Here is a 26,831-nt window from a genome sequence, read left to right as displayed (position 1 = left end):
CAAAAACCCATTTTTATGTGGGCGGATTAGTCCTAATTGAAGCTCATCTAGTATTTAATCCAAAATAAAGAAACGAATGACACCTTTTCCATTTCGCCTGCTGTCCGTAGTCTGCTGCGCCCTTGCGAGCTCTTTACTTTTTGTCTGCTGTGCTGGCTCCAGCAGCTCCGAAGAATCCGATGCTGTGGCCTCTGATTCCCTGAGCTTGACCCAGGTCAGCTCGAGCAAGATCTTTGACAGCCATCCGGAATTTGCCCAAGGACATGCCTCCACGATTATAGAGGCAAATCCCGGAGAATACCTAGTGGCATGGTTTGGAGGCACACACGAAAAGCACGACGATGTGAGCATCTGGATGGCAAAAGGCGATGGAAACAACTGGGAAGTTCCCCGGAAAGTAGCCAAGATCCGAAACGACCCGCATTGGAATCCGGTGCTTTTCAACGCTCCCGACGAAAAGATTTACCTGTATTTCAAAGTCGGGAAGGAAATCGACGATTGGGAAACCTGGGTGCAAACCTCCGAAGACAAGGGAAAAACCTGGACCACACCCGTGGAACTGGTACCCGGTGACAAAGGCGGAAGAGGCCCTGTTAGAAATCATAATATCGTATTGTCGGACGGTACTTGGCTAGCTCCAGCTTCCAACGAGAAAAACAAAGTCTGGAATGCCTTTATGGACAGAAGTACTGATGGCGGAAAAACCTGGGAAGCCACACCCTTCATCGAACTGGACAGAACACTCATTCCCGAAGAAGGCGTCATACAGCCTACGGTTTGGGAATCCTCTCCTGGCAATGTCCACGCCCTACTCAGAACGTCCGGTGGAAAAATCGCCCGCACCGACTCCAAAGACTATGGGAAAACCTGGTCACCCATTTACCTGACCGACCTGCCAAACAACAACAGCGGGATTGATGTCGCTCATCTTGGAGGAGAAAAAATCGCCCTTATCTACAACCCCGTTGGTGAAAACTGGGGTGACCGAAACCCGATCAACCTCGCCATCTCCCTGGATAACGGAAAAACCTGGGCCATTGACCAGACCATTGAAAAAGGCGAAGATCCCGAGACCGAGTTTTCCTACCCCAGCATCATTTTCGATGGTGAAAATCTGATCATGACCTACACCTGGAACCGACAGAAAGTCGCCTTCTGGAAATTCAAGGTCGAAGGACTGTAGTCTCAGCTGCGGATACCGCTGGCTGAAAAGTAAAGAAACAACATTCAACATTGTAGTACCGCACTCCCCTCCCGCATGCTCACGGAATCAAAGGGGGCTAGGCGGATTTGTCTCAAAAAAATCAAAAGATGCAGTTCAAGCGCACAATAACCCGATGCTTACCAATCCTTTTTCTCATGGTAGCAATTGGGGAACTCGCGGCACAAACAGTCGTCCAGACAGAGGTCAGCCAGCAAATTTTCACCCCCCAGGCTGAGCATGCCCACGGCAGCAGCATTGTAGCCTTACCAAATGGAGACCTTCTTGCAGCTTGGTTCCAAGGGTCGGGAGAACGGACAGCGGATGATGTACGGATTTTGGGCGCGCGTAAAAGCAAAGGCGCTTCCACCTGGTCCGCTCCTTTCCCAATGGCCGATACGCCGGGAATCCCCGACTGCAACCCGGTACTATTTCTCAATTCCAAAAACGAACTGACCCTCGCTTGGATCGCCGTATTGGGCAACCAATGGGAACAGTCCATCCTGAGAACCCGCAAAAGCAACAACTACGACCAAGCCGGAGCACCTATCTGGAACTGGCAGGACAATATTCTTCTTAAGCCCGGTGAGGAATTTGCAAAAGAAGTGGAGACAAAACTGAAACAACTTCCCGACAGCCACCACGGATGGTCAGCCTATGCGCCCGACTACGACAAACTCACGGTCGAGGCCTCCAAAAATCCCAAATACCGCAGCATTGGATGGATGACGCGAATCAAGCCTTTGGTGATGGGAGAAAAAATCATCTTGCCGCTCTACTCCGACGGATTCAACCTTTCGCTCATGGCAATCTCGGAAGACCATGGGGAGACCTGGAAGCCCAGTCTGCCACTGGTTGGCAGAGGCCCTATCCAGCCAGCTTTGGCCCAGCGCAAAAACGGCGAAATCGTAGCCATGCTCCGGGACTCGGGTGACGGCCCCAACTTTATCCAAAAGAGTATTTCCAAAGACCAAGGACTAAGCTGGACACCCGCTACCAAAACCTCCCTGCCCAACACCGCAAGCGTGGAACTGCTTCGGCTTGCGGATGGCAGGTGGATACTTGTGGGCAATGACATTCCCGATGGGCGCTACCAACTTGCCCTCTGGATATCCTCCGACGAAGGGGAAACTTGGTCCAGTCAGCCCCTCTACTTGGAGAATGACACAACCAAAAATGGAGGCTTCTCCTACCCGTCCCTCATTCAGGACGTGTCTGGGACGATCCACATCACCTACTCCAGCCATAAGCCTGGAGGCAAAACCATTGTATATAAGCGTATCAATCCCGAATCACTAAAGTAAGATGAAGAAAAAACCACTGATGCTGGCCTTGGCTCTGGCTACCCAAGTTGGGATGCAGACCTCGGCACAGAATGCAGCCACAAAAGAGGTTCACAAAGACCGGGTGTTTTTGCAGGACTATGCGGTCAAGAATAACGCAAGTCTCAGCACTGCCCACCAGTATAGCCTCGCCGCTGACCGCAACGGAGTAGTGCAAGTCTTGGAGGCAAACCAACTTCTGATGCCCTATGGGGGGTATTTCCAGCTGGATGGCAAACTTGTCCCGGACAAAACCTACCTTCCCATGAAGGACAAAAAGGTCCTGGCGATAGATCGCTACCAAGACCAACTGGTTTATCTGGACGACAAGGCTGTGTTCAGCAATGCTTGGGCTGGGTCAGTCTACTTTCAGCATAGTCTCGTAGCTCCTACTGCCTTTGTCGGTGGAAAAGACTTCGTCTTCTTGGCTGCCGCAAAAAACAAACTGCAGCTTCTCCAAAAAGACCAAGCACCCCACGCCTTTGAGCTGCCTGCGGGCTTCACAGTCTTGGACATTGTCTTTGACGCTGGCGAAAACCTGTTTTGGATCCTGACCGAGAAAGAGATCTACTCCTTTTCTCCTGGCGGAAAAACGGTCAACAAAGCCCTGAGCGCGGAGAGGATGACTGCCTTGGCTTTTCACCCTGCCAAAAACCAATTGGTCGTAGGCACGAAAAACGGCTACTTTACCTACGACGTCAAGGCTAAAAAACAAAGCGAAATAAACCAAAAACTCCCGTGGACGGAGATCACCACGGTGCAGAGCAATGGCGACGACATCTGGTTTGGCTCCAGCATGGGGGCTTTCAAAATGGATGCGGGCGGTCATTTCAGCTACTACCACGGCAAGCGATGGATGCCCGGCGAGCAGGTAAAAGACCTCATCGTCCAAGACAACAAGACCCACGTGCTGACCGAAAATGGCCTTGGAACTATCGTATTTGAGGAAATGACTCTGGAACAAAAAGCTGCCATCCTCGACAGACAGATGCGGGAGCGCCATATCCGCCATGGCTTCAACTCCTCCATAGACCTCCTGGAGCCGGGGAATCTTGGCACCGCCCGACTGACCGATTCCGACAACGACGGTCTTTGGACCACGATGTACCTTGCCGGAGAAGCTTTCCGCTATGCGGTCACCAAATCTCCTGAAGCCCTGCAGAACTGCAAAGAGTCCCTCTTGGCAATGGAGCGCTTGTTCACCATCAATCCAGTCGAGGGCTTTCCCTCCAGATCCTTTGAGCGCAGAGGCTATATCGAGCAGCTTTCTGATCCGGAGAGATGGCAGCATGCCTCTGACCCGGAGTGGGATTGGAAGGCTACCACTTCATCGGATGAGGCCATCGGACACGTATTTGTTTTCGGAGTACTTGCTGAGGTAGTCGATGACCCCTGGGTCAAAGCCAAATCTATAGAGCTTCTTGACGCGCTCATGACCCACATCGTGAAAAACGACATGTACCTCATCGACTACGACGGCAAGCCAACACTCTGGGGTAAGTGGAACCCGGACTACGTCAACAGCTTCCCCACAAGCGTAGGCGACCGCAAACTCAATTCCTCCAACATCACCGGTATGCTTCAGACCGCTTACTATTTTACCGGCAAACAAATGTACAAGGACAAGGCTTTTGAGCTGATGGACAAGTACGGCTATCTAGAAAACATGATGCGTCCGATGGCTGGCATCGGCAGATCCGGCGAGGGCAGCGATGACTGGAGCAAAATGCTATCAGACGGCTGGAACCATTCAGACGATGAAATGTATTACGTCGGGTATTGGGGCTTGTACCGCTATGCCTTTGATGAAAAGCTCAAAGCAAAGTACAAGGAAAGCATCGTAGATCATTGGGAAGCAGAACGTCCGGAAAAGGAAGGGCTTTGGAATATCATGACTGCGTTAGTTCAGCCCGAAAACTTTGACTTGGAGGAAGCGATCTGGTTTCTCGAAAGACATCCTATCGACCTGATCAGTTGGAATGTCAAAAACAGCCACAGAAAAGACATAGAATTGATGGAGCCGAACTTTCGAAACCAGACGACCAAGGAGGTGCTTCCGCCTAGCGAGGCACGCATCGCAAGACACAATGCCAACCGCTTTGCCCTAGATGGCGGCAATGATGGACGGGTCGAATATAGTCCAGGCGATATCTGGCTTCTTCCCTACTGGATGGGCAGATACTTGGAAGTCATCCAATAACTATGGCGGATTAACTATCGAAAAAGGGAGACGGGTTTCTTGTCTTCCTTTTTTTTCTTCTGAAAACACCTAGAGGTGACGTCGACTGGCCGGTGCCCGAACCATGATTTCTACTTTTTGCCAAGAGGTCGCAGAAGACAACATCCCGTTAACATTTCGGTCTATCCTTGCTAATTCACCAACAAAACCATCCAAAAATTCCCAGAATGATAACTTCTTGGTAAAACGACGCCAACCTTCTGATTTTTAAGACATATACCAGTAATCTTGGGCCGACAAACTTTTCGCAAATTGAGGTCTAATATGCGTGATATGCGTAAGAACTTGTGTTTATTTTTTTGAAAATTTCACCCGAAAGAAAAACACAATAAAAATGAACCCACTTGATCGATCAATTTTTGAAGCATTCAGGAACGGAGAAAAGCACGCCATCGAGGCGGTCTATACCTTCTACAAAGCGCCTGTCATGCGATTTATTGTATCCATGGTCAAGGATACCAACGACTCAGAAAGCATTTTCCATGAAGTGATCATGAAGATCATTCGCAGAAGGGAGAAGCTTTGCACGGATGACGGCATCAACGCCTACGTGTTCACCATTGCGAAGAATGAAGTGATCGACTACTTCAAAAAACTCAAAAAAGACAGGGAACGCATCGAGGATTATTACAAAAATCGGATTGAATCCGGCGACTCGATGACCGCCGCTGAGGAGGAGGAGATCTTCACCAACCTGGAGTATGCACTGGAAGGGCTTTCGGTTCAGCGCAAAAAGGTAATCGAACTCTCCTACTTCCAAAACCTTTCTTACCAGGAAATAGCCGAGAAGCTGATGATTTCAAAAAACACCGTTAAAAACCACCTGATTAAAGCCAAACTGATGCTGAGAGAGCAGCTGCTTTGAGCTCAATACAACTTAACACTGCATTTTTTCAGCTTGTGCAACAATAGCCCAAAACCAGTCCAAGTATCAAAATTCCCCCTGCGAGCTTTTCGCTTTTAGGTGGAATTTTCTTTGGTGGTTGGTTTCACAAGGCTTTGGGAATTTAAGCCCGAGGATCCAAAATTTCTTCCATTTTTGACCCCCATGGCCCTATTTTCCTAGATTATCCCCTAGCGGTCCGGATGACCATTGGTTGGCGATCGATCGACCGCGCGATGCCTCGCCACTTCTCGAAAGCGCCAGCAATCCCAGTAATGGCCCAATTGCCAGCAAGAGATAAAGGTATTGGAAGCCCATGCGTGACGACAGAAGATTGATCGCCTGAATGCTGACAATGGTGATCGAAAATCCTATGCAATTCACGATGGTAAGGGAAGAACCCCGAGATTCCGCAGGAGCATGCGTTGCGACCAATGTTGAAAACAAGGGAGAATCGGCAATGACAGAAAGTCCCCAAACAAACAGAAAAGTCAAAAACAGCACTGGCGAACTGGATAACAGGAAGATAGGCGAAACCAAACAGCAGATACAGGAAATAAGCAGAGACAACCTAGCTATCTTCTTTGCCCCAAAATACTGCGAAAGAACCCCACCTAAAATGCAGGCAAATGCGCCTGAGGCAATGATCAGAAAAGCATACAGGGGAACATTTAGCCCAAGCTCGGGATAGGACCTGTTGTAGGTTGATAGCATCACCGGGACAAAAGCCCAAAAGGCATACAGCTCCCACATATGGCCGAAGTAGCCGAAAGCGAATGCCCGAAAATCCCGGTTTCTAAACCCTCTCATAAAGGCAGTGAGCTTAATGCCCTGTCCGGATTTATGGAAGGGACCGTCCGGCACAAAAAACCAAATGCCCATCCCACCAATCAGCGACAGAACAGATGTGCCATACATTACAAATTTCCAGGGTAGGCCGAGGGTAAGGTATTTCAGAAGATGCGGAAAAGCAGTTCCCATAACCAATGCACCAACCAAAAAACCAAGCGATTTTCCCAGGCCTGCTTGATAGTAATCGGAAGCGATTTTCATTCCAACAGGGTAGATTCCTGCAAGAAAGAAACCTGTCAAAAATCTGAATGCCAGGATTTCGGCGGGGCCAATCCCGTCTAGGGTAATCCCAAGATTAAAAAGTCCCGCAAAGATTGCACTGAGGAAAAAAACCAATGAAGGCGAAAATCGGTCGGCAATCGTAAACACTGCAAACACCAAAGTACCTGCAATAAACCCAAGCTGGATCGAGCTGGTAAGATGTGCCAAAAAACCCTGATCCAGCTCCAATTCCTTTCCCAGGTCAGCTATAATTGAGTTGCCCGCAAACCAAAGTGATGTACAAAAAAACTGTGCAATGACAATCGTGGGCAAAATGTATCTCATTTTTGTTCGAGCTGTGGAGCTTTTTTGGGGGTTAGATCTCAAGCTCAAGATAGTATGTTTTCCAAACTAAAGCCTTGGATTTGAATTGAAGCTTAACTGACAGAAACCACCACTCAATTCGCCAACAAGGACGTGGGGAGCAGGCGCGAAATCAGTGACGTCCTTCTTTGCGATGCTTTTCTTCACAAGTAAAGAACACAAAAAAACCGAAGCTCTAGACTTCGGTTTTTTGATGTGATGTAGCCAGATTCTTACTTCAAAGAATTGATCCATCTGGCGATCTTGAGAGCTTCCTCACGTAGTACCTGGGGCATGGGAGCCATAGGCGTCGCATAGCCAGGCCAGTTTTCCGGCTTGGGATTATAGATCAGGTCCACAATCTTTTCAGGCGTATAGTTGCGCTTAGCGATTTCTGCAAACGGTGGACCAACCACCTTCTTGTCTGTCTGATGGCAGGCAGTACAGGTGTTTTTGGCCAACAAAGTTTTGATCTCAGCTTCGCTGGGAACAGCATTGGCTACAGGTTTGGCAGGCGAGGTTGCAGCTGGTTTGGAAGTTGCCGCAGTAGCCTTCGCTGGTGCTGGCGCTACCGGAGCAGGCTTAGGCTTGATAACCATCTTGTCTCCAGAAGGAATCTGGTTCAATGTGTAGTAAGCATCCATGTGAACCAACTCGTGCGAGTTAACCGCTTCACGGATGCCCGGAAGGCTGATTTTGTGGATATGGTACTGCTGAGGATCGTTGATCGCGATTCTTACTTTTCGGCCGTCCTCGGATACTTCTACGCCCAAGATTTCGTGATCCATCGCCTTCACAGGGGGGCTACCATAGACTGGAAAATACTTGTAGGTAAAGCTGGAAACCATGTAAGAGGTCAGATCCTCCGCAGACTTTTTATCCACCGGCTTGGTAAATTCGATTTCGAATCCGTCAGGTTTTGCTTTTACGGTTCTCATCTCGAATGGAGCCTCGCGGTTCCACACCAGACGCTGCAAGCCTTCATTGGCATCGCCCGCAGAACCCCAACCCCTGTTGGTTTCACCTACAAAGAGTGACTGGTCTTCTGCGAAAACCATTCTCAAGACTCCAGACTGGAACCCAGCCCTGAAGTCAATCGAAGCCCCCTGATACACTCCATTTACCTTTTCCAGCATGATGCGCATGATCTTGCTTTGTCCTTGGTCTCCGACCAGGATCTGTCCACCAAAGGGGCCCCAGTAATTCTCAGGAATCATGATCGGCTCGGAGTTGGAAATCCCGTGGATGCCGTGAGGCAACCAAACCGCCGGAAGTTTGATGGCCGGCAGGGATTTTTCAGCTTCCGCCAAAGTGATGAAGGGAGCGTTGACATCGTTTTCGGGCTTGATAAAGTTGCCATTTGCACCCTTGATTTTCATCGGATCCACCACCGCGTCAAATTCAGAAGGAGTCATCTTTATTGGTGAGTTTTCCAAGTCCGACCAGCGGAGACCCGCCGGGTGGCCTGAGAAGTCGCCTTTCTCCAGGTGCCAAAGACCGCCAGACCCCATGTAATCACCTTGGTTTTCAGTGTAAAACACTTCCCCGTGAAGAATACCTGGGCCTGCCGGAGATCTCATCCCCGTGGCATAGGGCTCGATCGTACCGTCCGGATGGATCTTGAGCGTCCAGCCTCTGAAAGGCACTTTGCTTTCGCCTCTCCACCATTCCTGATCACCAAAAGCCACATTAGTCGTGACGATGAAGTTGCCGTCAGAGGCGATTTTGGGGCCAAAGCTGTACTCGTGATAGTGAGCGGATAGCGGCCAGCTGGCTACCGTCTCGTACCAATCTGCCTTACCGTCGGAGTTCAGATCCGTCAACTTGGTCAGCTCTCCCCGCTGCACCATGTAGAGTGAACCTTCATGGTATGCCAAGCCCAAGATCTCATGAAGGCCTGAGGCAAACTTGTTGAAATAGGGTCTCTGGGAGGTAGGATTTTCTACGATAAACACGTCGCCACGGCGGGTAGAAACAGCCAAATTGCCGTTTGGCATCATGGCCAATCCCCCTACTTCAAGCAGGGTGCCTTCCGGCGCTGGGACTTTGAGGATCTTGAAAAAGTCCTCCTCTTTGGGTGACTCCTGAGCTAGCAAAGAAAGGCTCATTCCGAATGCCAAGGCACCCAGAGTCAAGGATTTCAAATTAAAATTCAATCGAAACATATCTTTTTCTTTCTAAACAGGATTAAAACAGCAGACTATAGGTCAACGCGGTGGTGACAGGCAGGTAGATACCATCGGTACCGACTTTGGGAGCCTGGCCTGAAACCAGAAATACGCCGGTCTCTTCGACCAAATACGTGTTGTCTGACACTTTTGTGAGTGTCTTGCCTGGTGCGACGCAAACCAGCATCGATGCGCTGTTGCCTGAAAGTTCCAGGATTCTGTCTATGCCTTTTCCGTCGGCTTTTACCTGGATCTGGTCTTTCAGCTGGATTCCGTCTTTGGAAACGGACATAAATTTTACCGCACCATCACCCAGAATCTGATAGCCTTTGGCTTGCCATTCCTTGGAAGCTGCGCTAAAGTCCGCGTTGTGCAGCAAGGGTGATCCTTGGTTCAGTTCGGTCACTACACCCACTGGTCTGGATACTCCGTTGCCTCGACTGTCCCACATCGGAGTAGCATCCAAAAATCCACCTCTCCAAACTCTGAGGAGCTGGTTGGAATTCAGATCGTAAGAATAATTAGCTCCGGCAGCAGAAGAAACTGAAATCCCATGGGAAATCTTCTTCCGTCCCGGCACTTCAATAAATGATCTTAGCACAGGAGTCTCACGGGTATCGACTAGAATTGGGTCAGTGGACCAAGAATCCATGCCAGCAGGATTGCTATAGGTAGTTGGCCACATGGCCTCTGCTTCCGCCGTGAGGTAAAATCCCTGTGCAGTCCAGTCTGTGGGCTTGGACACCCAGATTACAAAGGGAACCTCTCCAGGCTGGAGAGCTTTTGCAGAAGTAATCATTCCCTGCCTCAATTGGAGTTGCTCTGAGCCATTTCCAATCTGGATAGCCCCCAATCCATTGTTGGGCACGGCCATTCTGAAGGTATAGTTTCCAGCTTTTTTCACTGAGATAGTCCCTTCAAACTTGCTCAGGGAGGCAGAGGTTAGACCCGCCACAAATTCATCGAACGTTTTGATTTTGCCGGTAGAGGAAGATTTCAGGGTAGATTCTTCAGGCAAAGTGGTGTAAGAACCCGGATAAACCTGATAAGAAATACTGCTGAATTCCGGAGCTGGGGTATCGTATTGCTTCACTTCCAAAGACTGGATGGCAATCGGACCATGATCGCCTTGGATCCGGATGGGCCCTTCGGCCACTTCACCGCCGGGAAGTGCGCCACGGGTAGGACCAAACAGTTCCACATCTTCGTGGATGGTTACGCCATTCAGGGTGGCAGATACGATGCGGGCGTTTTCGACCTTCTCTCCTGATTCTGAAAACCTAGGGGCTCTAAACTGAACTTTGAGGGTTTGCCATACTCCAGGAGCCTTGCTGGCATTGAGGCGTGGGGCATATCCTTGGTAGCCTTTTTGTCCATCTGGCTTGGACTCATCCCAGCGCTCATAGATGCCACCGTTGTCTCCTGCTTTAAACTGGGTTTTGGTCCAGCTGTCGAGTAGCTGGATCTCATATTGGCCCTGGAGGTAGATGCCGGAGTTGGAGCCGGGCGCCATCATGTACACCAGCGTGTATTCGCCGTCGCCAAACTTCTCGGTAGAGACGATGTCTGTCCCGGGTTTCTTTTTGGTGGGGGCGTTGAGGAGGATGCTGCCCTTCCCTTCGGAAAGCAGCTCGTGGCTGGACTGGGTAGGATCAACCCAGACCTTTGCGACTTCACTCCAGCTTCCTTTGTTGTTTTCGAAGGAAGCCAGCTGAAGCTTGGTTTGCGCTTGGACGGACACGGCCGAAAAAATCAGAGCCGTTCCCATCCAAATCGATTTTCGGTTTGAGAACATAAAACTTTGGGAAATTAATTGGGGCGGAAATTAGCTCCGAATGACGAAAGCGGCAAAAGAAATATGAGGGAATGCGGGAAGACGGGAGGCGGGAGCCAGGAAGTCGGGAAGTCGAAGGTTGGAAAGTGGCATACTTCGACAAGCTCAGTACGAGCGTTGGAAAGTCCCGCACCTCGGACGCCCATCTGGGCCTTGACCTAACCCCAATTTTAATCTCGAAAATCGCAAATCAAAAATCTCTTCGATCTAGCTTCTTGATTCTTGATACTCACGTCTTGCTACTTCCATCACAGTTTACGATACATCACATAAACATCCGTGGGCCCGAGTTTGGGATGCATAAACGCATCGGGAACCTGCCCCACAATCTTGAAACCCAGCTTTTCCCAAAGACTCACAGCAATTGTATTGCTTGAAATGACATAATTAAACTGCATGGCCGTGTAGCCCAAGCGCCTGGCCTCGGAAAAAGAAAAGTCGGCCATGGCTCTGCCAATGCCCCTTCCTCCCGCCTTTGCCGCAACCATATAGCCTGCATTGACGACGTGTGAGCCACGGTCGGGTTGATTGGCTTTGAGGTAAAAAGTCCCCAGGATCTCACCATCCAACTTCGCCACGTAGGTGTCTTTGTCGGAGTCGAGCCAATAGTCCAGCATCTTTTCCCTAGATGAGTCAGGCGAAAACACGTAGGTTTCTCCTGCCCGTATGATGGGCTCGATGATTTCCCATAGCCGATCAGAATCCTCCCTAGTTGCCGTCTGAAAAATCATTGTCTGCATTGTGGTCAGTGTTTCTTGTCAAAGTAAAAGTAAAAACCCGGACTCGAAACCAATCCGGGCGGGGGCAATTAAATCAACTGTTTACTAGATCCTAGTCAAGAGACGAATTCGGCTATCAATTTTGCGGGACGGAGTTCTAGGTCCGCGAAGTCCTTCTCAAGATTCTTCTGGGACACATATTCCAGCTCAAAGATCAGCCCGTTGATGAAGACCTCATCCATGTGCAGGTCGTTTTTCAGGTGAAGGTTCCCCTGTCTTCCGTCGTAGTTGATTCCATATGACTCAAATACTTTGTACAGCTTTTTGGCAATATTGACTCCTCTCATATCACAGCGCTTTAGTTGGTTTTATTTTATTTCTATCCGTTTCCATAAAATCTGGGCCGGGGCCCGAATCCCAGTCGAGGGAATCAGGCCCTTGCTCCGTCCTCATCATCAACCAATTCGGATCAGACGTAAGCGGCGGCCTCAGATTCAAATTCCTCCACTGGAGTGTCATCCAGTGCGATTTCCTTTTTCTCAGACTTACCTATCTTCGCCAAGAAGCGGTCAAAGAGGTAGTAAATCACCGGCACGACAACCAAGGTCAGGAACATGGAGGAGATCAAGCCCCCGATGATTACCCAAGCCAAACCGTTTTTCCACTCCGCACCTGCGCCACCTGCCAAGGCAATCGGGAGCATCCCGATCACCATCGCAAGCGTGGTCATTAGGATAGGACGGAATCGGATCTTCACGGCCTTTTCCAAGGCTTTCTTCACTTCCACGCCAGCTTCTTTCAGCTGGTTGGTAAAGTCTACCAAGAGAATCGCATTTTTCGCAACCAGCCCCATCAGCATGATCAAACCCATTATGGAAAAGATACTCAGCGTACTCTTTGTCAGTGCCAAAGCAAGTAATGAACCGATCAAGGCCATCGGCAGTGAGAACATCACCACCAGCGGATACACGTATGAATCGTACAGCGCTACCATGATCAGATAGATCAGTAGTATGGATGCAATCAAGGCGATACCCAAGCTGCCAAAGCCTTCACTTTGGTTTTTCATGTCCCCATCGTAGTTGATCTGGACCTGGGGAGGTAGCTGGAGCTCGTTGATCTGGGCAGTGAGCTGAGCTCCAACAGTACCGGAAGGCACACCAGCGACCTGCGAAGTAATCTTCACGGATCCTACTCGGTCTCTTCGTTCAAGCTTTGTCGGTCCTTCGGACTGCAGCACCTGGGCAAACTGAGCGAGTTTTACCAGCTGCCCTTTGTCATTGAGGAAAGTAATGCTTTCGACGTCGGAGATTTCCCTGCGATCAAACTCATTCAATCGAATTTGGATGTCGTATTCGTAGTCCCCGTCGGAGTACTTGGAATCGTCGTTACCGTTGAACGCCACCTGCAAGGTACCACCCACTTGGTCCATGGAAAGTCCCAGCTCGTTCATTTTGAACCGATCTACCTCTACCCGGATTTCTGGGTTGCCTGCTTCCAAGGAGCTTTCGATCTTTCTGGTGCCACGTATTCCCCTTAAGATTTCTTCGATCTTCTGAGCGGTCACCGCCACGGAGTCACGATCTGGACCGGATACAATGACCTGAATAGGTGCATCGGCCGCTGTGCCCATGATGGAGATCGGCACGGAAGTGTATTCCGCACCCGGGATATTCTCCTCAAGATAGTTTTCGACATCCCGGGCAAACTCCGGCCCAGTCTGGGTTCTGTGTTTTTTATCCACCAGCTTCACCGCTATCTCCGCGGTGAACGGCGAGGCTTGGGATCCGGTAAACTGTCCGCTGGATCTACCCACTGTGGTGAACACTTCGCTCACCTCTGGCAGAGTCCTTAGGTAGGATTCCACCTCCTGGGTTTTGAAATTGGTCTGCTCCAGCGTGGCGTCCTTGGGCAATTCCATCCTGATTTGAAATTCACCCCGGTCACCTTGGGACACGAATTCACTTCCAATCCAGCCGCCTGCTATCAGGAAGAAAGAGGCAATAAACAACACGAAGGTGGTCGCGAGCATGACAAACTTGTGGGCGAATCCCCACTTGAGAATATCGACCAGCCAGTCCACAAAGGCATCCAAGCCTCTTTCAAAGCCGTAGACCAGCTTTCCGAAAAAGGAGTTTTTGTTCAGGTGCTCCAGCTTAGAAAATCTCGAAGTCAGCAGTGGAATCAAGGTAAATGCCACCAGCAAACTGAATAAGGTAGCCACGGCGACGGTAATACTGAACTGGCGGATAATCCCGGAAATCAAGCCGCTAGTCATCGCCAGAGGCACAAATACCACGATAATAACTAGGGTAATCGAAACGACCGTCGCACCAATCTCGCGAATCCCGTCATAGGAAGCCTGGGCAATCGATTTTCCCATCTCTAGGTGTCTGTAGATGTTTTCGATCACCACAATGGCGTCATCCACCAAGATGCCAACCACTAGCGACAGCGCCAAAAGCGACATCAAGTTGAGCGTAAAGCCCATCAGCAGCATCACCGTGAAGGTGGCGATGATAGATGCAGGTACCGCGACCATGACGATCACCGCGTTTCGGATACTATGCAGGAAGAGCAACATGATCAGGGCCACCAAGACAATCGCAATGATCAAATCCTTGATTACATCATTGGCGGCCTCCAGGGTAAAATCAGAGCTGTCCTGTGAAATCTGGAAGGAAAGTCCGTCGGACGCATAAGATTGTTCGAGTTTCTCCAGCTCGCGGTGGATAATTTCCGACAGCTCCACGGCATTGGCATCCGACTGTTTTTGGATCGTTAGGCCAATTGCGTCGTTGTTGTTGAGACGGGTGAGGATATCTTCGTCCTTGAAGGTATCCACCACTTCGGCTACTTCCTTGAGTTGAATGGGCGATTCATCCTTTCGGTAGGCAACGACGAGCTCCTTCAATTCGTCCACGGCGGTAAATTTTCCCGCCAAACGGATCAGTACCTGTCCCTCGTTGTTTTTCAAGCGACCAGTAGGAAAGTCTAGATTGGAGGTGTTGATTTTTTGCATCACCATCAAGGGGGAAATCCCGTAGGCTTCCAACTTGTTACGGTCCAGATTCACCTTGATTTCACGCTCGGTTCCCCCGAGCATATTGACCTGAGCCACCCCGTTGATCTGTGCCAAGGAGGGCTGGATCTTATTTTTGATCAAATCGTAAAACTGCGCCGGATCGAGATTGGAGTAGACCGCCATCTGGATGATTGGCATATCGTCCAAATCGAATTTTCCCAAGCTGGGCGGATCCACGCCTTCCGGCAAATCGCCGAGGATGGCATTGATCTTTCGCTGGGCATCCTGAAGAGATATATCCACGTCGATGCCGGACTCCAGCTCAAGCGTGATGATGGAAATACTCTCCTGGGAGATGGAATTCATCGACTTGATCCCCTCGAGCGAGGCGATGGCGTCTTCGATCTTTTTGGTGACGGATGTTTCCACTTCGGATGGCGCTGCGCCGGGGTAGACCGTCGTTACGGTGACGATGTTGGTCTCCATCTTGGGAAGCAGCTCGTAGGACAGCTGGGTGTAGGAGAATATCCCCAACAAGGTCAGTACGGTAAAGAGGACGACGACTAGCGACGACCGCTGTATGGATAGTTTTGTAATCTGCATGGTTACTGTACTTTGACTGGGGTACCTTCTTTCACATTGATCAAACCTGACACGATGACCTCATCGTTGGAATCTAAACCTTCGAGCACCTCGATGGAACCTTCCGTGAGCGGGTTAACTTTGATCGGTCTATATACGGCTTTGCCGTTTTGGATCGTATAGACCCCTGGATCCTTCAAGCTTCCGGCGATAGCCTTTCTGCTGATCTGTAGAACTTTGCCTTCCTGGGCAAACTGAAACTCGGCGGTACCGAACATACCAGGGCTGATCTTGTCCAAGTTGGAGCCAGTCATGATGATGATGACCTCGTATTTGAATGAACCATCTGCCTTTTTGGAGATGAAGTCCACCTTGCCGGTGAACGTTTCGCCTTTGATCGCGTTGACCCGGATGGAAAGCTGGTCGCCGAGCTTCACCTTGGAAATCTCGTTTTCGGTCACGTGCACGGACAGCTTTAGCTGGGAAGTATTGATCAGGTCGGCTATCGCCATTCCTGGGCTGACCAAAGCACCCATTTCATAATACTCCTCGTTGATATACCCGGAGATTGGAGCCTTGATTTGGGTATCGTCGAGTCTCTTTTGCAAGGCGGAAAATTGCGCCTCCGCGATATTGTAGGCTTTCTGGTTGTCCTCCAGCTGCTTTTTGGTGATCGCGTCGGTATTGGCGAGGTTTTCATAGCGTTTGACATCCTTGCCGGCCTGCTCCAAGTTGAGCTGGGCGATGGTGTAGTCGGCACGGATCAGACGGTCATCGACCTGCACGATGACGTCCCCCTTCTTCACATAGTCCCCTTTTCTCTTGTTGATTTTGACGATCGTACCAGAGGTTTCGGACATGAGCTTCAGCTCCTGTGAGGGCTCGAATACCCCGTTCGCTTCAAAATTCCGGTTGACTTCTTTCTCGCTTACTTTCTCCACTGTCACGGAGATGTATTCGCTGGACTTCATGGCCAAGGTCGCCGATTCTTCCAGTTCGGTCTTGTTGTTGTAAAGTGTGTAAGCAATGGCGCTGACGCCAATGAGCAAAAATCCGACGATAAGTAATTTTTTCATGATAGGTAGGTGTTGGCGTTACAGAATGAGGTTTTTGATCTTGCCAGTGGAGTTAAGGATTTCCAGCTGAGCAAGGCGTACTTGAATGATCTGGTTGTTGTAATTGCCCTGCGCCTGTCTACTGGCTGCCTCTGCCGCCAGGAGGTCGGTCAATGGGCTGAGCGATTCCTTGTAGAGCAGCTGGGTCTCGTTGAGAACATCATTGGAAAGGGCGAGATTTTCTTCAAGCGACTTGAGCGTACTCAGCGAGTTGTAATACTGCTTGAGCGCATTTTGGTACTCCAGCTCGGCAGCATCGGTCGCCTGGAATTTGTCCAGTTGCAACTGTTCCGCATTGACTTTGGATTGGGCCGCCTTGTACTTGGTCTGCATCCCGTTGAAAATGGGGATCTCCAGCTTCAAGCCGACCAAAAAGCCTTGATACCAGTTGTGGCCACTGCTAACGAAATCAAATTCCTGGGAAAAAGCGCTTTTGTTGAAGTCAGCAAACCCGACCAATTGGGGCATGTGCTCCGCCTTGATGTTTTTGTATTCGTATTCGTAGAGTTTCTCCTGCACCCCGAGGATCTGGATGTCCATTCGGTCCTCGATGTTCAAGTCGGCGATCTGAAACTCCCTCACCATGTGGTTCATGTCCGTTACTTTCAGATCCAAGCTGATCTCTGTGTCCACTGGGATCCCCATGACGAGCTTTAGATAGCCTTGGCGTTGGTAGATAGCGATCTCCAGATTCTCCAGTTCGGAGCGGACTGAGGTGAGATTTACCTTGACCCGGTTCAGGTCAACCTTTCGGGCCAAGTCGTTTTCATATTGTGCCTGGAGGATTTTCTCCAAGCCTTCCAGCTCGGCGATCGTAGCCAGCAGGTTTTCCTTTTGCAACTCCAGCTGGATCGAGCCCAGGTAGTTCATCGCGATCTCATGGATCACGTCCTCTTCTGACTGTTGTGCCAAAAGTCTATAGAACTCCTCTCCTGTTTTGGCAGCTTTCAGTCCGATCAAATAGGAGTTGCTGTAGATTAGCTGATTGACCTGAAGTCCAGCTTTAAGGGATTGTGGGACGCCAAAGGCGATGACGTTGATATCCTCTGGGCTGCCGCCAAAAAAGCCGCCGCCAGGGATCGCCTGCGGATAGACATCGATGAAATTGTTGTAGTCGCCATAAGCGGAAACCTGAGGAAGTCCGGCTCCCCTGATTTCATTTCGTTGATACTTGGCTTTGTCCTCATCCAAAAGGGCTTTCTGGTAGTTGCGGTTGTTTTCCAATCCGATCTGAATTGTCTCCTTGAGAGTCAAAGGCTCCGGAAACGACAATTCCGCAACGGAATTTTGCGCCGACAACACCCCTGGAATCAGTAAAGTGAATGCGTAAATCAGGCTTTTTCGAAACATTTTGTTTGTCAGTAGTTTATTTTGATACTAATAGTTTGTTCTGTATTAAAAGAACTAATTGGGAAAATTTTTTAGGAGTACTGTTTCTTAAACCGCTCAAACATTGCCGGTATTTCCTTCCGGAAAAATTCGAGAAAATTGGAGAAGTCCTTCATTCGGCAGCAGAATTCCGTGTTTTGGTTTTTATGAAGATCCAATACTTCGTCGATAAACTGCTGGATCTCGGCGATGTTCATCAGTTCCTTTTCGAAATCGGCCCTCCAATCATTTACCTTCATAGTAAAGTATCTTTTGCGGTCACCAGGCTTGGTGTGGTAGGTAATCCTCTCCTTGGCTTGGAGAAAGGTGAGCGCGTTGCTCACGGCACTTTTACTCACCCCGAGTTGCTCTACGATTTCCTCAAAAGTCGCCTCCGCATTTTCCTTCACGAGCAAAAGTCCGATAATACGCCCGACTAAGGGCTGCATGCCCTTATGCTCATGGAATACTCCGATTCGCTCAATCAGTTCTTTCTGTTTTTCGGTCAGCATCTTCGGTGGGTTTTGTATTGTTAACGTCACAAAGATAATTTGGTTCAGTTAGTTCTCAAAAAAAAGAACCAACTTTTCTTAAAAATTTGTCTCCTTAGCTTTGAAGCTCTCGTGATTCAAGGGTCCTTCACGCTATATCTGTCGGATAAAAATTCCCGAAACTACACTTCAATTAATGTCCACATCGAGATATCTTCGCAGGCAAATTCAAGCCATATGTCCCCAAGCAGCAGTCGCCAAAAAATCTATGGTCTGATCATGGCAATTACCTCGGCGGCACTTTGGGGGCTTTCGGGGACCTGCGCGCAGTTTCTCTTCGAACAAAAAGGCTTCGACCCGGAAAGGTTGGTCTGCTGGAGACTGCTTGCCGCCGGAGTGATTTTGGTGACCTTTTCGTCGACGAAGAAAAACAACGACACCCTTCGGATCTGGAAAAAAAAGACTGATGCGCTAAACCTGTTGCTGTTTGGAATATTGGGGATGGTGGCCGTCCAATACACCTATTTTTACAGCATCTCACTCTCCAATGCGGCGACAGCCACGGTTTTGCAATACATAGGCCCCTTGTTGGTGGTGGCTTTTTATGCCATCAAATATCGTAGATGGCCCATTTTGGCGGAATATGCGTCGCTAGCACTCGCATTGATTGGTACATTTCTTTTGGTGACCCACGGCTCCTTTGACCAGCTGGTCATCTCCGAAGCAGCGCTCTTTTGGGGCTTGCTTTCCGCGCTAGCCTTAGCCTTCTATACCATTCAGCCAGTAGGATTGCTCCGGAAATTTGATCCGGCCACCGTGACCGGTTGGGGCATGCTGGTGGGAGGATTGGTCTTCGCATTCTTCGGCAAGCCTCTTGATGTCGAAGGAATTTGGGATCTGGAGGCATGGATCGCTTTTTCCTACATCATCTTGTTTGGAAGTGTGATATCCTTCTATTTCTTCTTGAAATCCGTGACTTTGATTGGACCTTCTACAGCTAGTCTGCTCTGTAGCGTTGAGCCTTTGGCTGCGGCCGGAGTGGCGGTGGTTTGGCTGGGCGTTTATTTCGGTCCAATGGATTGGCTGGGAACGCTATTCATCCTGACGACCATTGTACTCCTTGCGCTGGGTACAAGGAAGAAAAAAGAAGGAAAAGAAAGCCAAATCCACCTTCCCGGCTAGCTGATGCTGGGCTAATCCGTCTATCAAGACCACAGATCCTAACTAAGCGTGGAGCAAAACCGGTCGAAAACCTTGATAAAATCATAGTATTGGTCCGCCTCCGAAGGCTTGACAATGTAGCAGCTAGCCTGCTCCTGATAGCTGGTCATGATGTCATCCTGGGTAGAGGATGTGGTAAGCATGATGACCGGAATCTCCCGAGTCATCGAGTTGGCCTTGATCTCCTGAAGAACTTCATGTCCAGTCTTCAATGGCAAATTGATATCCAGCAAGACCAAATCAGGACGTGTGCTGTTTTTGTACTTTTCCCTTTGGAACAAAAAATCCACTCCCTCTTCGCCGTTGTGAACGACTTCTATGTCGATGACATATTTGCTTTCCCCCAGTGCCTCCGATGTCAACAGAACATCCCCCGGGTTGTCCTCAATCATCAAAACTTTAAACCTTTTCATATACTGACTGAATAAAAATGCAATTCAAAAAAGATGCGAAATTTCACCAGAATTTAGCTCCATCCCTGGAGTAGACCTATTTCAAACGTTCAGCTTGTCGATCAATTCCTTATACAAGCCTCTACGTATTGGAATATTCGTCTCACCGAGATTGATTTTTTTGGCGTTAAACGACGCCACAAATGAAATATTCACCAGAAAAGACTTGTGGACTCTCAAAAACTGCTCGGAGGGAAGTTTTTCCTCGAAGCTCTTCAAAATATCCCTGACCAAGTACGACTTGGCTTTGGTAAAAACCTTGGTATAGAGACCGTCCGCTTGGAGATAAACAATCTCAGAATACGGCACAGGCACCAAGTACCCCTTATCCATGATCTTTAGCGAACCTTTTGCCTTGGTTTCCTTGGTCGATTTTTCCTCATGTCGCTTCAGCCCAAAAAAGACCGCTGTTTTCAGGCTGTCCATGGTAAAGGGCTTCAGCAAATATCCCTCATGGATATCCGAGGAGATTCTCTCCAAATACTCCGTGCCGGAATAGGCAGTGCTAAAGACGATCGGAAGATTGTACTTCTCCCTGATTTGGTAGGCCAAATCGATCCCGTCCAAATCCCCGTGAATCAATATATCCAACAAGATCAAATTGACCTCATTCTTTTCCAAAAATTCGAGTGCACTCGAAGCGTTGTCCACTATTGCCGCCACCTTGTAGTCAAGATTGGACAGAATCTCGCCGATATTGTTGGCCAACTCCGCTTCATCTTCGACAATCAGGATCTTCTTCATGTTTTCAATTTATGAAACATCAGCTTAATTTTCTCTCACCTTGATGCGACATCCCTCCAATTTGATTCATGTGCTTCAAATTGTAAACGTAGTGACCAACCAGGGATTTGAAGAAGGTGGTTGGAAAGTCTAATTTAGCGTCTGTTCCAGATCGAGCGTCCTTTGTAGCCAAAGGCGCACCATCAAAATAAAGACGGTTTGGTCGGCATTCACAACAGCACGCTGGTATTCTAAAATTATCAGGTAAATTCCACCTTGTTCCCCGCTACATTGAACTTTTCGGACCAATCTTCCCTCGATCCCATTCTTCCCTCTGGTTTTTCCGAGCGGGAAATCCTACAGATGATCTTCGATCAATCCGAAGACATCCTTATCCTGACCAATGCCTCCATGGAAGTGGAGTTTGTATCCCAGTCACTCCAAAACACCCTGGAGATTCCGGTGAAGAAGGCAATTGGTAAAAAGGTTGACCAGATTTTGGAAAATTTCCCCTCCCTTCCTCTGATGAAACCCAATCAGAAAATGGTCATTCCCGTCACTACGCCCAAGACGAAAAAGAAATTCCTGATAGAATTTGAATTCAAGCCACAGTTTACGCAAGCCGGAGCGGTGCAGTCGATCATCGCGATAGGCCGAAACGTGACCGAGCGGGAAGTTTCCCTCAAAAAATTCAAGGACATCGCCTTTAAGGAAAAAGAGCTCAACCAGCTCAAATCCCGCTTTGTATCGATGGCTTCCCACGAATTTAGGACTCCCCTCGCCACTATTTTAAGCAGCGCGCTGTTGATCGATATGCTACTGAAAAAAGATTTCACTCCAGAAATTAAGGCCAAAGTCCTGAATCACGTGGACAAGATCGTCACCCAAACCAACCGCCTCACCGACATCACCAGCGATGTGCTGCTATTGGAAAAAAGCATACAGCCCGAAATGAAAATCTCGCTGAAAAAAATCCTCATCGGCGAATTTTTGAAGGATTTGGTGGACACGATCAACAGGGAGAACTTCGAAAGAAGGACTGTAGCCTTCTCTATGCCGGAGAAAGACGTCGCCGTCTGGACAGACCCAAGCCTCCTGGTACATATTTTCAGAAATCTGATCCTCAACGCGCTGAAGTATTCCGAGGGATCCCTCGAGCCAGAGGTTAGTCTGCAGCTGCGAGGATCTTATTTTGAAGTCTCCGTCAAAGACTACGGCTTGGGGATCCCCAAGGAAGAGCAAGAGCAAATCTTCGGATCTTTCTACCGAGCAAAAAACGTAGGAAACATCAAAGGAACAGGCCTGGGACTCAACATCGTGAGGGAACTGACCAAAAAACTTAATGGCGAAATCTGGTTTAAAAGCAGCGTTGGAATCGGATCGGAATTTTTTGTTTCCTTCCCGATCAAGTAGCCCTTGGCTTCGCCCTGATCTTGGATTCCGTGGGAAGATCCCCATCAATCTGGGCACCGGGGCCGATTTCCGTATCCCGCCCAATTCTGACTCCCTGGGAAATGACGACGCCATTACCTATTGTCTCCGAATCTTCCAAAAAGCTATAACCGCCCACATTCACCGATTGCCCTAGATAACTATAGTTGCTGATGACGGCTTCGTGCCCGATGGAACAGTGGCGGTCGATTGTATTAAAATCACCGATTTGGGTTCCAAAATTGATCAAACTCCCCTCCAGTATGAGGTTCCCCCTGCCAAAGATGCAGTCCCGGGAGACCCAGGCATTTTTGGAAAAAAGATTGGGGTAGTTGAGGGAAGGGTGATAGAGCAGCCGCCGTACGATATCCACCTTAAGGCTCGGGCTGTCTATGGCCAACACCACCGCCGCCTTCTCCACCTCCATGACCGCATCAAAAGACCCCAAAACCGGTAATCCCGCACACTTTTTCCCCTTCAGCCTGCTGCGGTCGTCTACAAACCCTAATAAATCACAACGCAGGCCAAATTGCGAGTAATTTCTCACTAGGTATTCTCCCAATTTGTTTGCTCCCGCTATAATCAAGTTCATGAGAGTTTCGGACGTGATTTAGCCAATCCTATGAAAAAATAAGAATCTAAAACTAAAAAAATGACACTAAGCCGAATTATTTCTTGAAGACGAAACCCTAAGGTTGGCGAGCTTAAATCCTAGCTTGATAAGTGTAGAGTTGGTAGTATCTGCCCTTCAGTGCGATTAGCTCTTCGTGCTGTCCCCGCTCTACAATCCTGCCCTGCTCGATTACCAGGATTTGGTCAGCCTGTCTGATAGTGCTCAAGCGGTGAGCGATGACAAATGTGGTCCTTCCCTTCATCAATTCCTTCAAACTGGCCTGGATCAAAGACTCGGACTCCGTATCTAGATTGGAAGTAGCCTCGTCCAAAATCAAGATCCTCGGATCTGCCAGTATCGCCCGGGCGATGGCAATCCGCTGTCGCTGTCCACCGGAGAGCTTGACGCCACGCTCACCGATCAGGGTATCGAGACCTTTTTCAAACCTGTCGGTAAATTCACTCACATGGGCTGCCCGGGCCGCACTTTTCACCTGTTCTTCAGTAGCATCAGGCCTCGGGAAAAGGATGTTTTCCCGGATCGTACCTTCAAACAAAAAGTCATCCTGCAAGACCACCCCAAGCCGGGATCGGAATGAATCCAGTGTGACAGCCTGGAGGTCTTTCCCATCAAGAAGAATCTGTCCCGCGTCGGGATTTAGGAAAGTGGCTGCAAGCCCCGCAATAGTGGTCTTTCCAGAGCCGGAGGAACCAACCAAGGCAGTCACAGAGCCCGCCGGCGCGGTGAAGCTAATTCCCTTCACGACATCCTTGCCGGATTCGTAGGCGAAAGACACATCACGAAACTCAACATCGCCATCAATCCGGTCCAGCGAGACCGTGCGCGTCCGATCATCCGCCTCCAGGGGAGTATTCATGATCTCCTCCGTCCGGTCCAGTCCTGCAAACGCTTCTGTCAATTGGCTTCCGATGTTGGACATCTGGACGATTGGGGCGATCATGAATCCCAGATAGAGGGTAAAGGCCAAGAAATCGCCAAATGTCATCTGGCCTTCCATGATCATATATCCGCCTATTCCCATGATGCCCGCCGAGGCTAGCCCGAGCAGAAGTGCCCCTGCCGAAGTGACAACGCTTGTGGCGGTCAGGCTTGCCTTTACATTTTGGAAAAGCTCATCTACGCCCCTTTCAAAGGTTTTGATTTCCTGCTGCTCGGCGTTGAATCCCTTAATGACGCGGATGCCACCGAGCGTTTCAGTAAGCCTGCCTGTCACTTGGGCGTTGATTTTGCCCCGCTCCCTGAAGATCGGACGGATTTTGCCAAAAGCTTTCAGCGAAACCAATCCGAAAACCACTACGGGAAGCAGGACATACAAGGTCATCATCGGACTGATCGATATCAGCAAAGCCAAGGAAATGATGGCGGTAAGAATCCCGCCAACCATCTGGGCAAAACCCGTCCCAACGAGGTTTCTCACTCCTTCCACATCCGTCATGATTCTTGACACCAGTTCTCCGGTTTTGGCATTGTCAAAGTAGCGGATGGGGAGTTTGATGATGTGCTTCTGAACCTGCGAGCGCAGCTTGGCAATCAAATGCTGGGCTTCGACACTCAGGATCTGGGTCAAGGCATAGGATGTGACGGACTGGACGACAATGGACGCAACAACGGCAAGTATCAGCCACTTTAGCATGTTGAGGTCGTTGCTGGGAATCACGTCATCGACCAAGTATTTGCTCGCCCCCGGCAAAACCAAGCTCGCCAACCTACTGATGACAATCAAAAAGAGGCCTAAAAACAAGTGTTTTCTTCTGGGCCAAACGATGGTGGTGAATACTTGTCGGATGGTGACCCGACGCTCTTTTGATTTTGCCATGTTGCTTAAAAACTAAAATGGGAAACCCAGGAATCGATTCGGGGGTTCCTTTTTTACTTCTTTCTTTTAGGGCGACGCAAATGAGCGGAAAGAGCGGCCAGTGAGTGAGGACATCCCCCTTTTTTTTTGCCCGATGCGCAAAAAAAAAGCCTGTCAAATCATGACAGGCTTAGGATATGAAAACAAACCGATTAGTTTGTTTTGGGGAGAACGTTGGAGATCAGTGATATTTTCTCGATGGGCTCAGAAGCGTTGGAATAGATCCTCACTACCGAGTTTTGCTTTCCCATCTTTCCCGTGGAATTGAAGGAGACTTTGATCTCTGCTGACTTCCCTGGAGCAACAGGCTCTTTGGGCCAGCTAGGCACAGTACATCCGCAGGTCGCGGCTACATTGGAAATGACCAAGGGGGCGCTTCCCGAATTGGTCAAGACGAAAGTATGCTCCACTTTGGCGCCTTGCACGATGTCACCAAAATCCACGGATTTCTCCTCGAATGTAATCACGGCGCCCGATGCCTGCTCTTGGGCAGATGCCCGGAACACCAGGGCAAAAGCAAACAGGCTCAATAGAATTCCTAGTTTTTTCATGGTATTATCAGAATTGATTTTCAAATATTTCGATTTTCAGCGAACTGTCAAACTTCTTTTAACCAAGCTTCGCAGCATCAAAAGTGAAAAAAACATGCCAAAAAAAAAGATCACGGGCTCAAAAAATATGAAAGATTTCAACCTAGAAGCTTTTACTCTGGCTTGTTTTCTACCGCTTTCATAAAAAACGAGGGAGCAAAATTCACCAAAAACAGCTCTTCGGTAGCTCGGGTAATGGCCGTGTAGAGCCATCGCACAAACTCCTTGTCAATCTGATCCTCATTAAGAAATCCCTGATCCACAAAAACCGCTCTCCACTGCCCTCCTTGTGCCTTGTGGCAGGTCAACGCATAGGCAAACTTGACCTGAAGTGCGTTGAGATAGGGATCTTTCCGGATGTGTTCCTGCCGCTCGGTTTTGTTTGCCACATCGGCATAGTCCTCCGCGACCTGCTCATAGAGGCTCCGATACTGATCCCGAGACAAGGAAGGGCTCGGTGAGTAAAGTGTATCGAGTATCACCTTGGCCTCAAAAAAAGGCTCCTCGGGGTAGTCCAGCAATCGCAGCTCCAACGTGGCAAACCGCAGTCCGTACATCTCTTCAAAACTCCGGATCTTCATCACCTCGACCATGTCCCCGTTGGCAAGAAAGTTGACTTTCTCGGAGTCTGCCATGTAGGTGTAGTTGTTTTTGACAATCATGAGAAGGTCCCCGGTGCTGATCTCATCCTCGAAAAAATGGATCACCCTTCGAATGTAAAGGTTGTATTGTACCGCGGCCTTATTGGATCGGGTGACGATGATTGAATTTTCGGTACCGTATTTATCATAGGCATACCGCAGCCCATCTTCCAGCCTCTCCGACGTCATCTTAAACACGTCCTTGAAACTGCTAGTCTGAATTCTGACTTTCGGCTCGGGTAGCGCAAGCTGATCCCTGAGATCTGTGGCATTGAAAAGGATTCCAGATTCCAGGCGCTGGCGCATCACCTCGGAGAGTTCTATTTGGTCAGCCTCCAGCCGATAGTGCCGCTGAAGGTAGCCTGCATCCAGCGCCGGGCTATATTCACTTCCCACTGGGGGAAGCTGAGCAGTATCCCCTATCAGGAGGAGTCTATTGTCCTTGCCGGAAAAAACAAACTGGACCAAGTCCCATAGTAGATTCCCCGACATGCCCCCATCATCGGCAAGCATGGAGGATTCATCGACTATGAACACTGTGTCCTTGTAGTAGTTTTTTTGTAGGGTGAAACTTCCTCCGAGAGTTCCCGGATCACCTTTGGGTTTGTAGATGATTTTATGTACGGTATAGGCGCCCCGGCCCGAGTAATTACTCATGACCTTTGCCGCGCGACCTGTCGGGGCCAAAAGGAGCGAGCGCATCTCCAACTGGGGCAAAACCTTGACCAAGGCCGAAACCAGCGAAGTCTTGCCGGTACCTGCATAGCCCTTGAGGATGAATACCGGCTTTGTCTCGGGTTTTTTGATCAGAAAATCATCCATCCTTTTGAAAAAAACCGCCTGACCGGAAGTCGGGGCAAACGGAAAATACTTACTTAGCAGTCTCGATGGTTTAATTTCTGCCCGGCTATCTGTTCCCAT

At 49.3% G+C, this 26,831-nt stretch carries 21 protein-coding genes; 6 read left to right on the top strand and 15 right to left on the bottom strand.

Features of this window, described 5'->3' with window-relative positions; genetic code table 11:
- Nucleotides 1-76 precede the first annotated feature (76 nt).
- The 4 genes from J0A67_RS04205 to J0A67_RS04190 all read left to right on the top strand — a co-directional run bounded on the left by J0A67_RS04205 (nt 77) and on the right by J0A67_RS04190 (nt 5,627).
- Entirely contained in the window at nt 77-1,183 is a 1,107-nt protein-coding gene (locus J0A67_RS04205; RefSeq protein ID WP_206568014.1) for a sialidase family protein, read from the top strand.
- A gap of 176 nt (nt 1,184-1,359) precedes the next feature.
- A complete protein-coding gene (locus J0A67_RS04200) occupies nt 1,360-2,505 on the top strand; it encodes a sialidase family protein (RefSeq protein ID WP_206568013.1) in 1,146 nt (381 codons plus the stop codon).
- A gap of 1 nt (nt 2,506) precedes the next feature.
- Nucleotides 2,507-4,723, top strand: a complete 2,217-nt coding sequence (locus tag J0A67_RS04195) for a hypothetical protein (RefSeq protein ID WP_206568012.1) — start codon at nt 2,507-2,509, stop codon at nt 4,721-4,723.
- Nucleotides 4,724-5,096: 373 nt separating this feature from the next.
- A complete protein-coding gene (locus J0A67_RS04190) occupies nt 5,097-5,627 on the top strand; it encodes an RNA polymerase sigma factor (RefSeq protein WP_206568011.1) in 531 nt (176 codons plus the stop codon).
- Nucleotides 5,628-5,816: 189 nt separating this feature from the next.
- Here the strand turns inward: J0A67_RS04190 and J0A67_RS04185 are convergent, their stop codons facing one another.
- From J0A67_RS04185 to J0A67_RS04145, 9 genes are all read right to left on the bottom strand, one after another.
- The gene (locus J0A67_RS04185) at nt 5,817-7,043 is read right to left on the bottom strand and encodes an MFS transporter (protein ID WP_206568010.1); all 1,227 of its coding nucleotides are present in this window, start codon (nt 7,041-7,043) and stop codon (nt 5,817-5,819) included.
- A gap of 251 nt (nt 7,044-7,294) precedes the next feature.
- Complete coding sequence (locus tag J0A67_RS04180) at nt 7,295-9,226, bottom strand: c-type cytochrome (protein WP_206568009.1); 1,932 nt, start codon at nt 9,224-9,226, stop codon at nt 7,295-7,297.
- Between the two features lie 22 nt (nt 9,227-9,248).
- A complete protein-coding gene (locus J0A67_RS04175; RefSeq protein WP_206568008.1) occupies nt 9,249-10,997 on the bottom strand; it encodes a 3-keto-disaccharide hydrolase in 1,749 nt (582 codons plus the stop codon).
- A 314-nt stretch (nt 10,998-11,311) separates the two neighbouring features.
- Complete coding sequence (locus J0A67_RS04170; protein WP_241265058.1) at nt 11,312-11,803, bottom strand: GNAT family N-acetyltransferase; 492 nt, start codon at nt 11,801-11,803, stop codon at nt 11,312-11,314.
- A gap of 95 nt (nt 11,804-11,898) precedes the next feature.
- Entirely contained in the window at nt 11,899-12,129 is a 231-nt protein-coding gene (locus J0A67_RS04165; RefSeq protein ID WP_206568007.1) for an acyl carrier protein, read from the bottom strand.
- 122 nt (nt 12,130-12,251) lie between these two features.
- A complete protein-coding gene (locus J0A67_RS04160; protein ID WP_206568006.1) occupies nt 12,252-15,410 on the bottom strand; it encodes an efflux RND transporter permease subunit in 3,159 nt (1,052 codons plus the stop codon).
- Between the two features lie 2 nt (nt 15,411-15,412).
- Nucleotides 15,413-16,465, bottom strand: a complete 1,053-nt coding sequence (locus tag J0A67_RS04155) for an efflux RND transporter periplasmic adaptor subunit (RefSeq protein ID WP_206568005.1) — start codon at nt 16,463-16,465, stop codon at nt 15,413-15,415.
- Nucleotides 16,466-16,483: 18 nt separating this feature from the next.
- Nucleotides 16,484-17,854 (bottom strand): TolC family protein, encoded by a 1,371-nt coding sequence (locus tag J0A67_RS04150; RefSeq protein ID WP_206568004.1) that lies wholly within the window; start codon nt 17,852-17,854, stop codon nt 16,484-16,486.
- Between the two features lie 71 nt (nt 17,855-17,925).
- Entirely contained in the window at nt 17,926-18,384 is a 459-nt protein-coding gene (locus J0A67_RS04145; protein ID WP_206568003.1) for a GbsR/MarR family transcriptional regulator, read from the bottom strand.
- 216 nt (nt 18,385-18,600) lie between these two features.
- Here J0A67_RS04145 and J0A67_RS04140 point away from each other — a divergent pair, with 216 nt between their 5' ends.
- Nucleotides 18,601-19,545 carry a DMT family transporter gene (locus J0A67_RS04140; protein WP_206568002.1) on the top strand — a complete coding sequence of 315 codons (945 nt, stop codon included), beginning with the start codon at nt 18,601-18,603 and terminating at the stop codon, nt 19,543-19,545.
- Nucleotides 19,546-19,583: 38 nt separating this feature from the next.
- Here J0A67_RS04140 and J0A67_RS04135 read toward each other — a convergent pair whose 3' ends face one another.
- Together J0A67_RS04135 and J0A67_RS04130 are read right to left on the bottom strand one after the other, a co-directional pair.
- Nucleotides 19,584-19,997 carry a response regulator gene (locus J0A67_RS04135; protein ID WP_206568001.1) on the bottom strand — a complete coding sequence of 138 codons (414 nt, stop codon included), beginning with the start codon at nt 19,995-19,997 and terminating at the stop codon, nt 19,584-19,586.
- An 81-nt stretch (nt 19,998-20,078) separates the two neighbouring features.
- Nucleotides 20,079-20,780: a LytR/AlgR family response regulator transcription factor gene (locus J0A67_RS04130; protein ID WP_206568000.1), complete on the bottom strand. Its 702-nt coding sequence runs from the start codon at nt 20,778-20,780 to the stop codon at nt 20,079-20,081.
- A 255-nt stretch (nt 20,781-21,035) separates the two neighbouring features.
- Here J0A67_RS04130 and J0A67_RS04125 point away from each other — a divergent pair, with 255 nt between their 5' ends.
- The gene (locus J0A67_RS04125; RefSeq protein WP_206567999.1) at nt 21,036-22,172 is read left to right on the top strand and encodes a sensor histidine kinase; all 1,137 of its coding nucleotides are present in this window, start codon (nt 21,036-21,038) and stop codon (nt 22,170-22,172) included.
- On the opposite strand, the gene J0A67_RS04120 is transcribed toward J0A67_RS04125, so the two are convergent.
- The 4 genes from J0A67_RS04120 to J0A67_RS04105 all read right to left on the bottom strand — a co-directional run bounded on the left by J0A67_RS04120 (nt 22,165) and on the right by J0A67_RS04105 (nt 26,831).
- Entirely contained in the window at nt 22,165-22,782 is a 618-nt protein-coding gene (locus tag J0A67_RS04120) for an LbetaH domain-containing protein (protein WP_206567998.1), read from the bottom strand. The two genes, J0A67_RS04125 and J0A67_RS04120, sit on opposite strands and share 8 nt — an antisense overlap.
- A 112-nt stretch (nt 22,783-22,894) precedes the next feature.
- Nucleotides 22,895-24,640 (bottom strand): ABC transporter ATP-binding protein, encoded by a 1,746-nt coding sequence (locus tag J0A67_RS04115; protein WP_206567997.1) that lies wholly within the window; start codon nt 24,638-24,640, stop codon nt 22,895-22,897.
- A gap of 191 nt (nt 24,641-24,831) precedes the next feature.
- A complete protein-coding gene (locus J0A67_RS04110) occupies nt 24,832-25,230 on the bottom strand; it encodes a DUF1573 domain-containing protein (RefSeq protein WP_206567996.1) in 399 nt (132 codons plus the stop codon).
- Between the two features lie 152 nt (nt 25,231-25,382).
- Complete coding sequence (locus J0A67_RS04105; RefSeq protein WP_206567995.1) at nt 25,383-26,831, bottom strand: ATP-dependent DNA helicase; 1,449 nt, start codon at nt 26,829-26,831, stop codon at nt 25,383-25,385.

The sequence above is a fragment of the Algoriphagus aestuariicola genome (assembly GCF_017254835.1).
Lineage (GTDB): Bacteria > Bacteroidota > Bacteroidia > Cytophagales > Cyclobacteriaceae > Algoriphagus > Algoriphagus aestuariicola.
The sequence above is the reverse complement of the archived record's forward strand: the minus strand, read 5'-3'. Positions and strand labels throughout refer to the sequence as shown.

Excerpts from the sequence above, each read along its gene's own strand:
- J0A67_RS04180 (WP_206568009.1), bottom strand. The coding sequence starts at position 9,226 with ATGTTTCGATTGAATTTTAATTTGAAATCCTTGACTCTGGGTGCCTTG.
- J0A67_RS04205 (WP_206568014.1), top strand. The coding sequence starts at position 77 with ATGACACCTTTTCCATTTCGCCTGCTGTCCGTAGTCTGCTGCGCCCTT.
- J0A67_RS04175 (WP_206568008.1), bottom strand. The coding sequence starts at position 10,997 with ATGGGAACGGCTCTGATTTTTTCGGCCGTGTCCGTCCAAGCGCAAACC.
- J0A67_RS04165 (WP_206568007.1), bottom strand. The coding sequence starts at position 12,129 with ATGAGAGGAGTCAATATTGCCAAAAAGCTGTACAAAGTATTTGAGTCA.
- J0A67_RS04110 (WP_206567996.1), bottom strand. The coding sequence starts at position 25,230 with ATGAAAAAACTAGGAATTCTATTGAGCCTGTTTGCTTTTGCCCTGGTG.
- J0A67_RS04150 (WP_206568004.1), bottom strand. The coding sequence starts at position 17,854 with ATGTTTCGAAAAAGCCTGATTTACGCATTCACTTTACTGATTCCAGGG.
- J0A67_RS04140 (WP_206568002.1), top strand. The coding sequence starts at position 18,601 with ATGTCCCCAAGCAGCAGTCGCCAAAAAATCTATGGTCTGATCATGGCA.
- J0A67_RS04155 (WP_206568005.1), bottom strand. The coding sequence starts at position 16,465 with ATGAAAAAATTACTTATCGTCGGATTTTTGCTCATTGGCGTCAGCGCC.
- J0A67_RS04185 (WP_206568010.1), bottom strand. The coding sequence starts at position 7,043 with ATGAGATACATTTTGCCCACGATTGTCATTGCACAGTTTTTTTGTACA.
- J0A67_RS04120 (WP_206567998.1), bottom strand. The coding sequence starts at position 22,782 with ATGAACTTGATTATAGCGGGAGCAAACAAATTGGGAGAATACCTAGTG.
- J0A67_RS04105 (WP_206567995.1), bottom strand. The coding sequence starts at position 26,831 with ATGGGAACAGATAGCCGGGCAGAAATTAAACCATCGAGACTGCTAAGT.
- J0A67_RS04195 (WP_206568012.1), top strand. The coding sequence starts at position 2,507 with ATGAAGAAAAAACCACTGATGCTGGCCTTGGCTCTGGCTACCCAAGTT.
- J0A67_RS04145 (WP_206568003.1), bottom strand. The coding sequence starts at position 18,384 with ATGCTGACCGAAAAACAGAAAGAACTGATTGAGCGAATCGGAGTATTC.
- J0A67_RS04135 (WP_206568001.1), bottom strand. The coding sequence starts at position 19,997 with ATGAAAAGGTTTAAAGTTTTGATGATTGAGGACAACCCGGGGGATGTT.
- J0A67_RS04115 (WP_206567997.1), bottom strand. The coding sequence starts at position 24,640 with ATGGCAAAATCAAAAGAGCGTCGGGTCACCATCCGACAAGTATTCACC.
- J0A67_RS04190 (WP_206568011.1), top strand. The coding sequence starts at position 5,097 with ATGAACCCACTTGATCGATCAATTTTTGAAGCATTCAGGAACGGAGAA.
- J0A67_RS04170 (WP_241265058.1), bottom strand. The coding sequence starts at position 11,803 with ATGCAGACAATGATTTTTCAGACGGCAACTAGGGAGGATTCTGATCGG.
- J0A67_RS04160 (WP_206568006.1), bottom strand. The coding sequence starts at position 15,410 with ATGCAGATTACAAAACTATCCATACAGCGGTCGTCGCTAGTCGTCGTC.
- J0A67_RS04130 (WP_206568000.1), bottom strand. The coding sequence starts at position 20,780 with ATGAAGAAGATCCTGATTGTCGAAGATGAAGCGGAGTTGGCCAACAAT.
- J0A67_RS04200 (WP_206568013.1), top strand. The coding sequence starts at position 1,360 with ATGGTAGCAATTGGGGAACTCGCGGCACAAACAGTCGTCCAGACAGAG.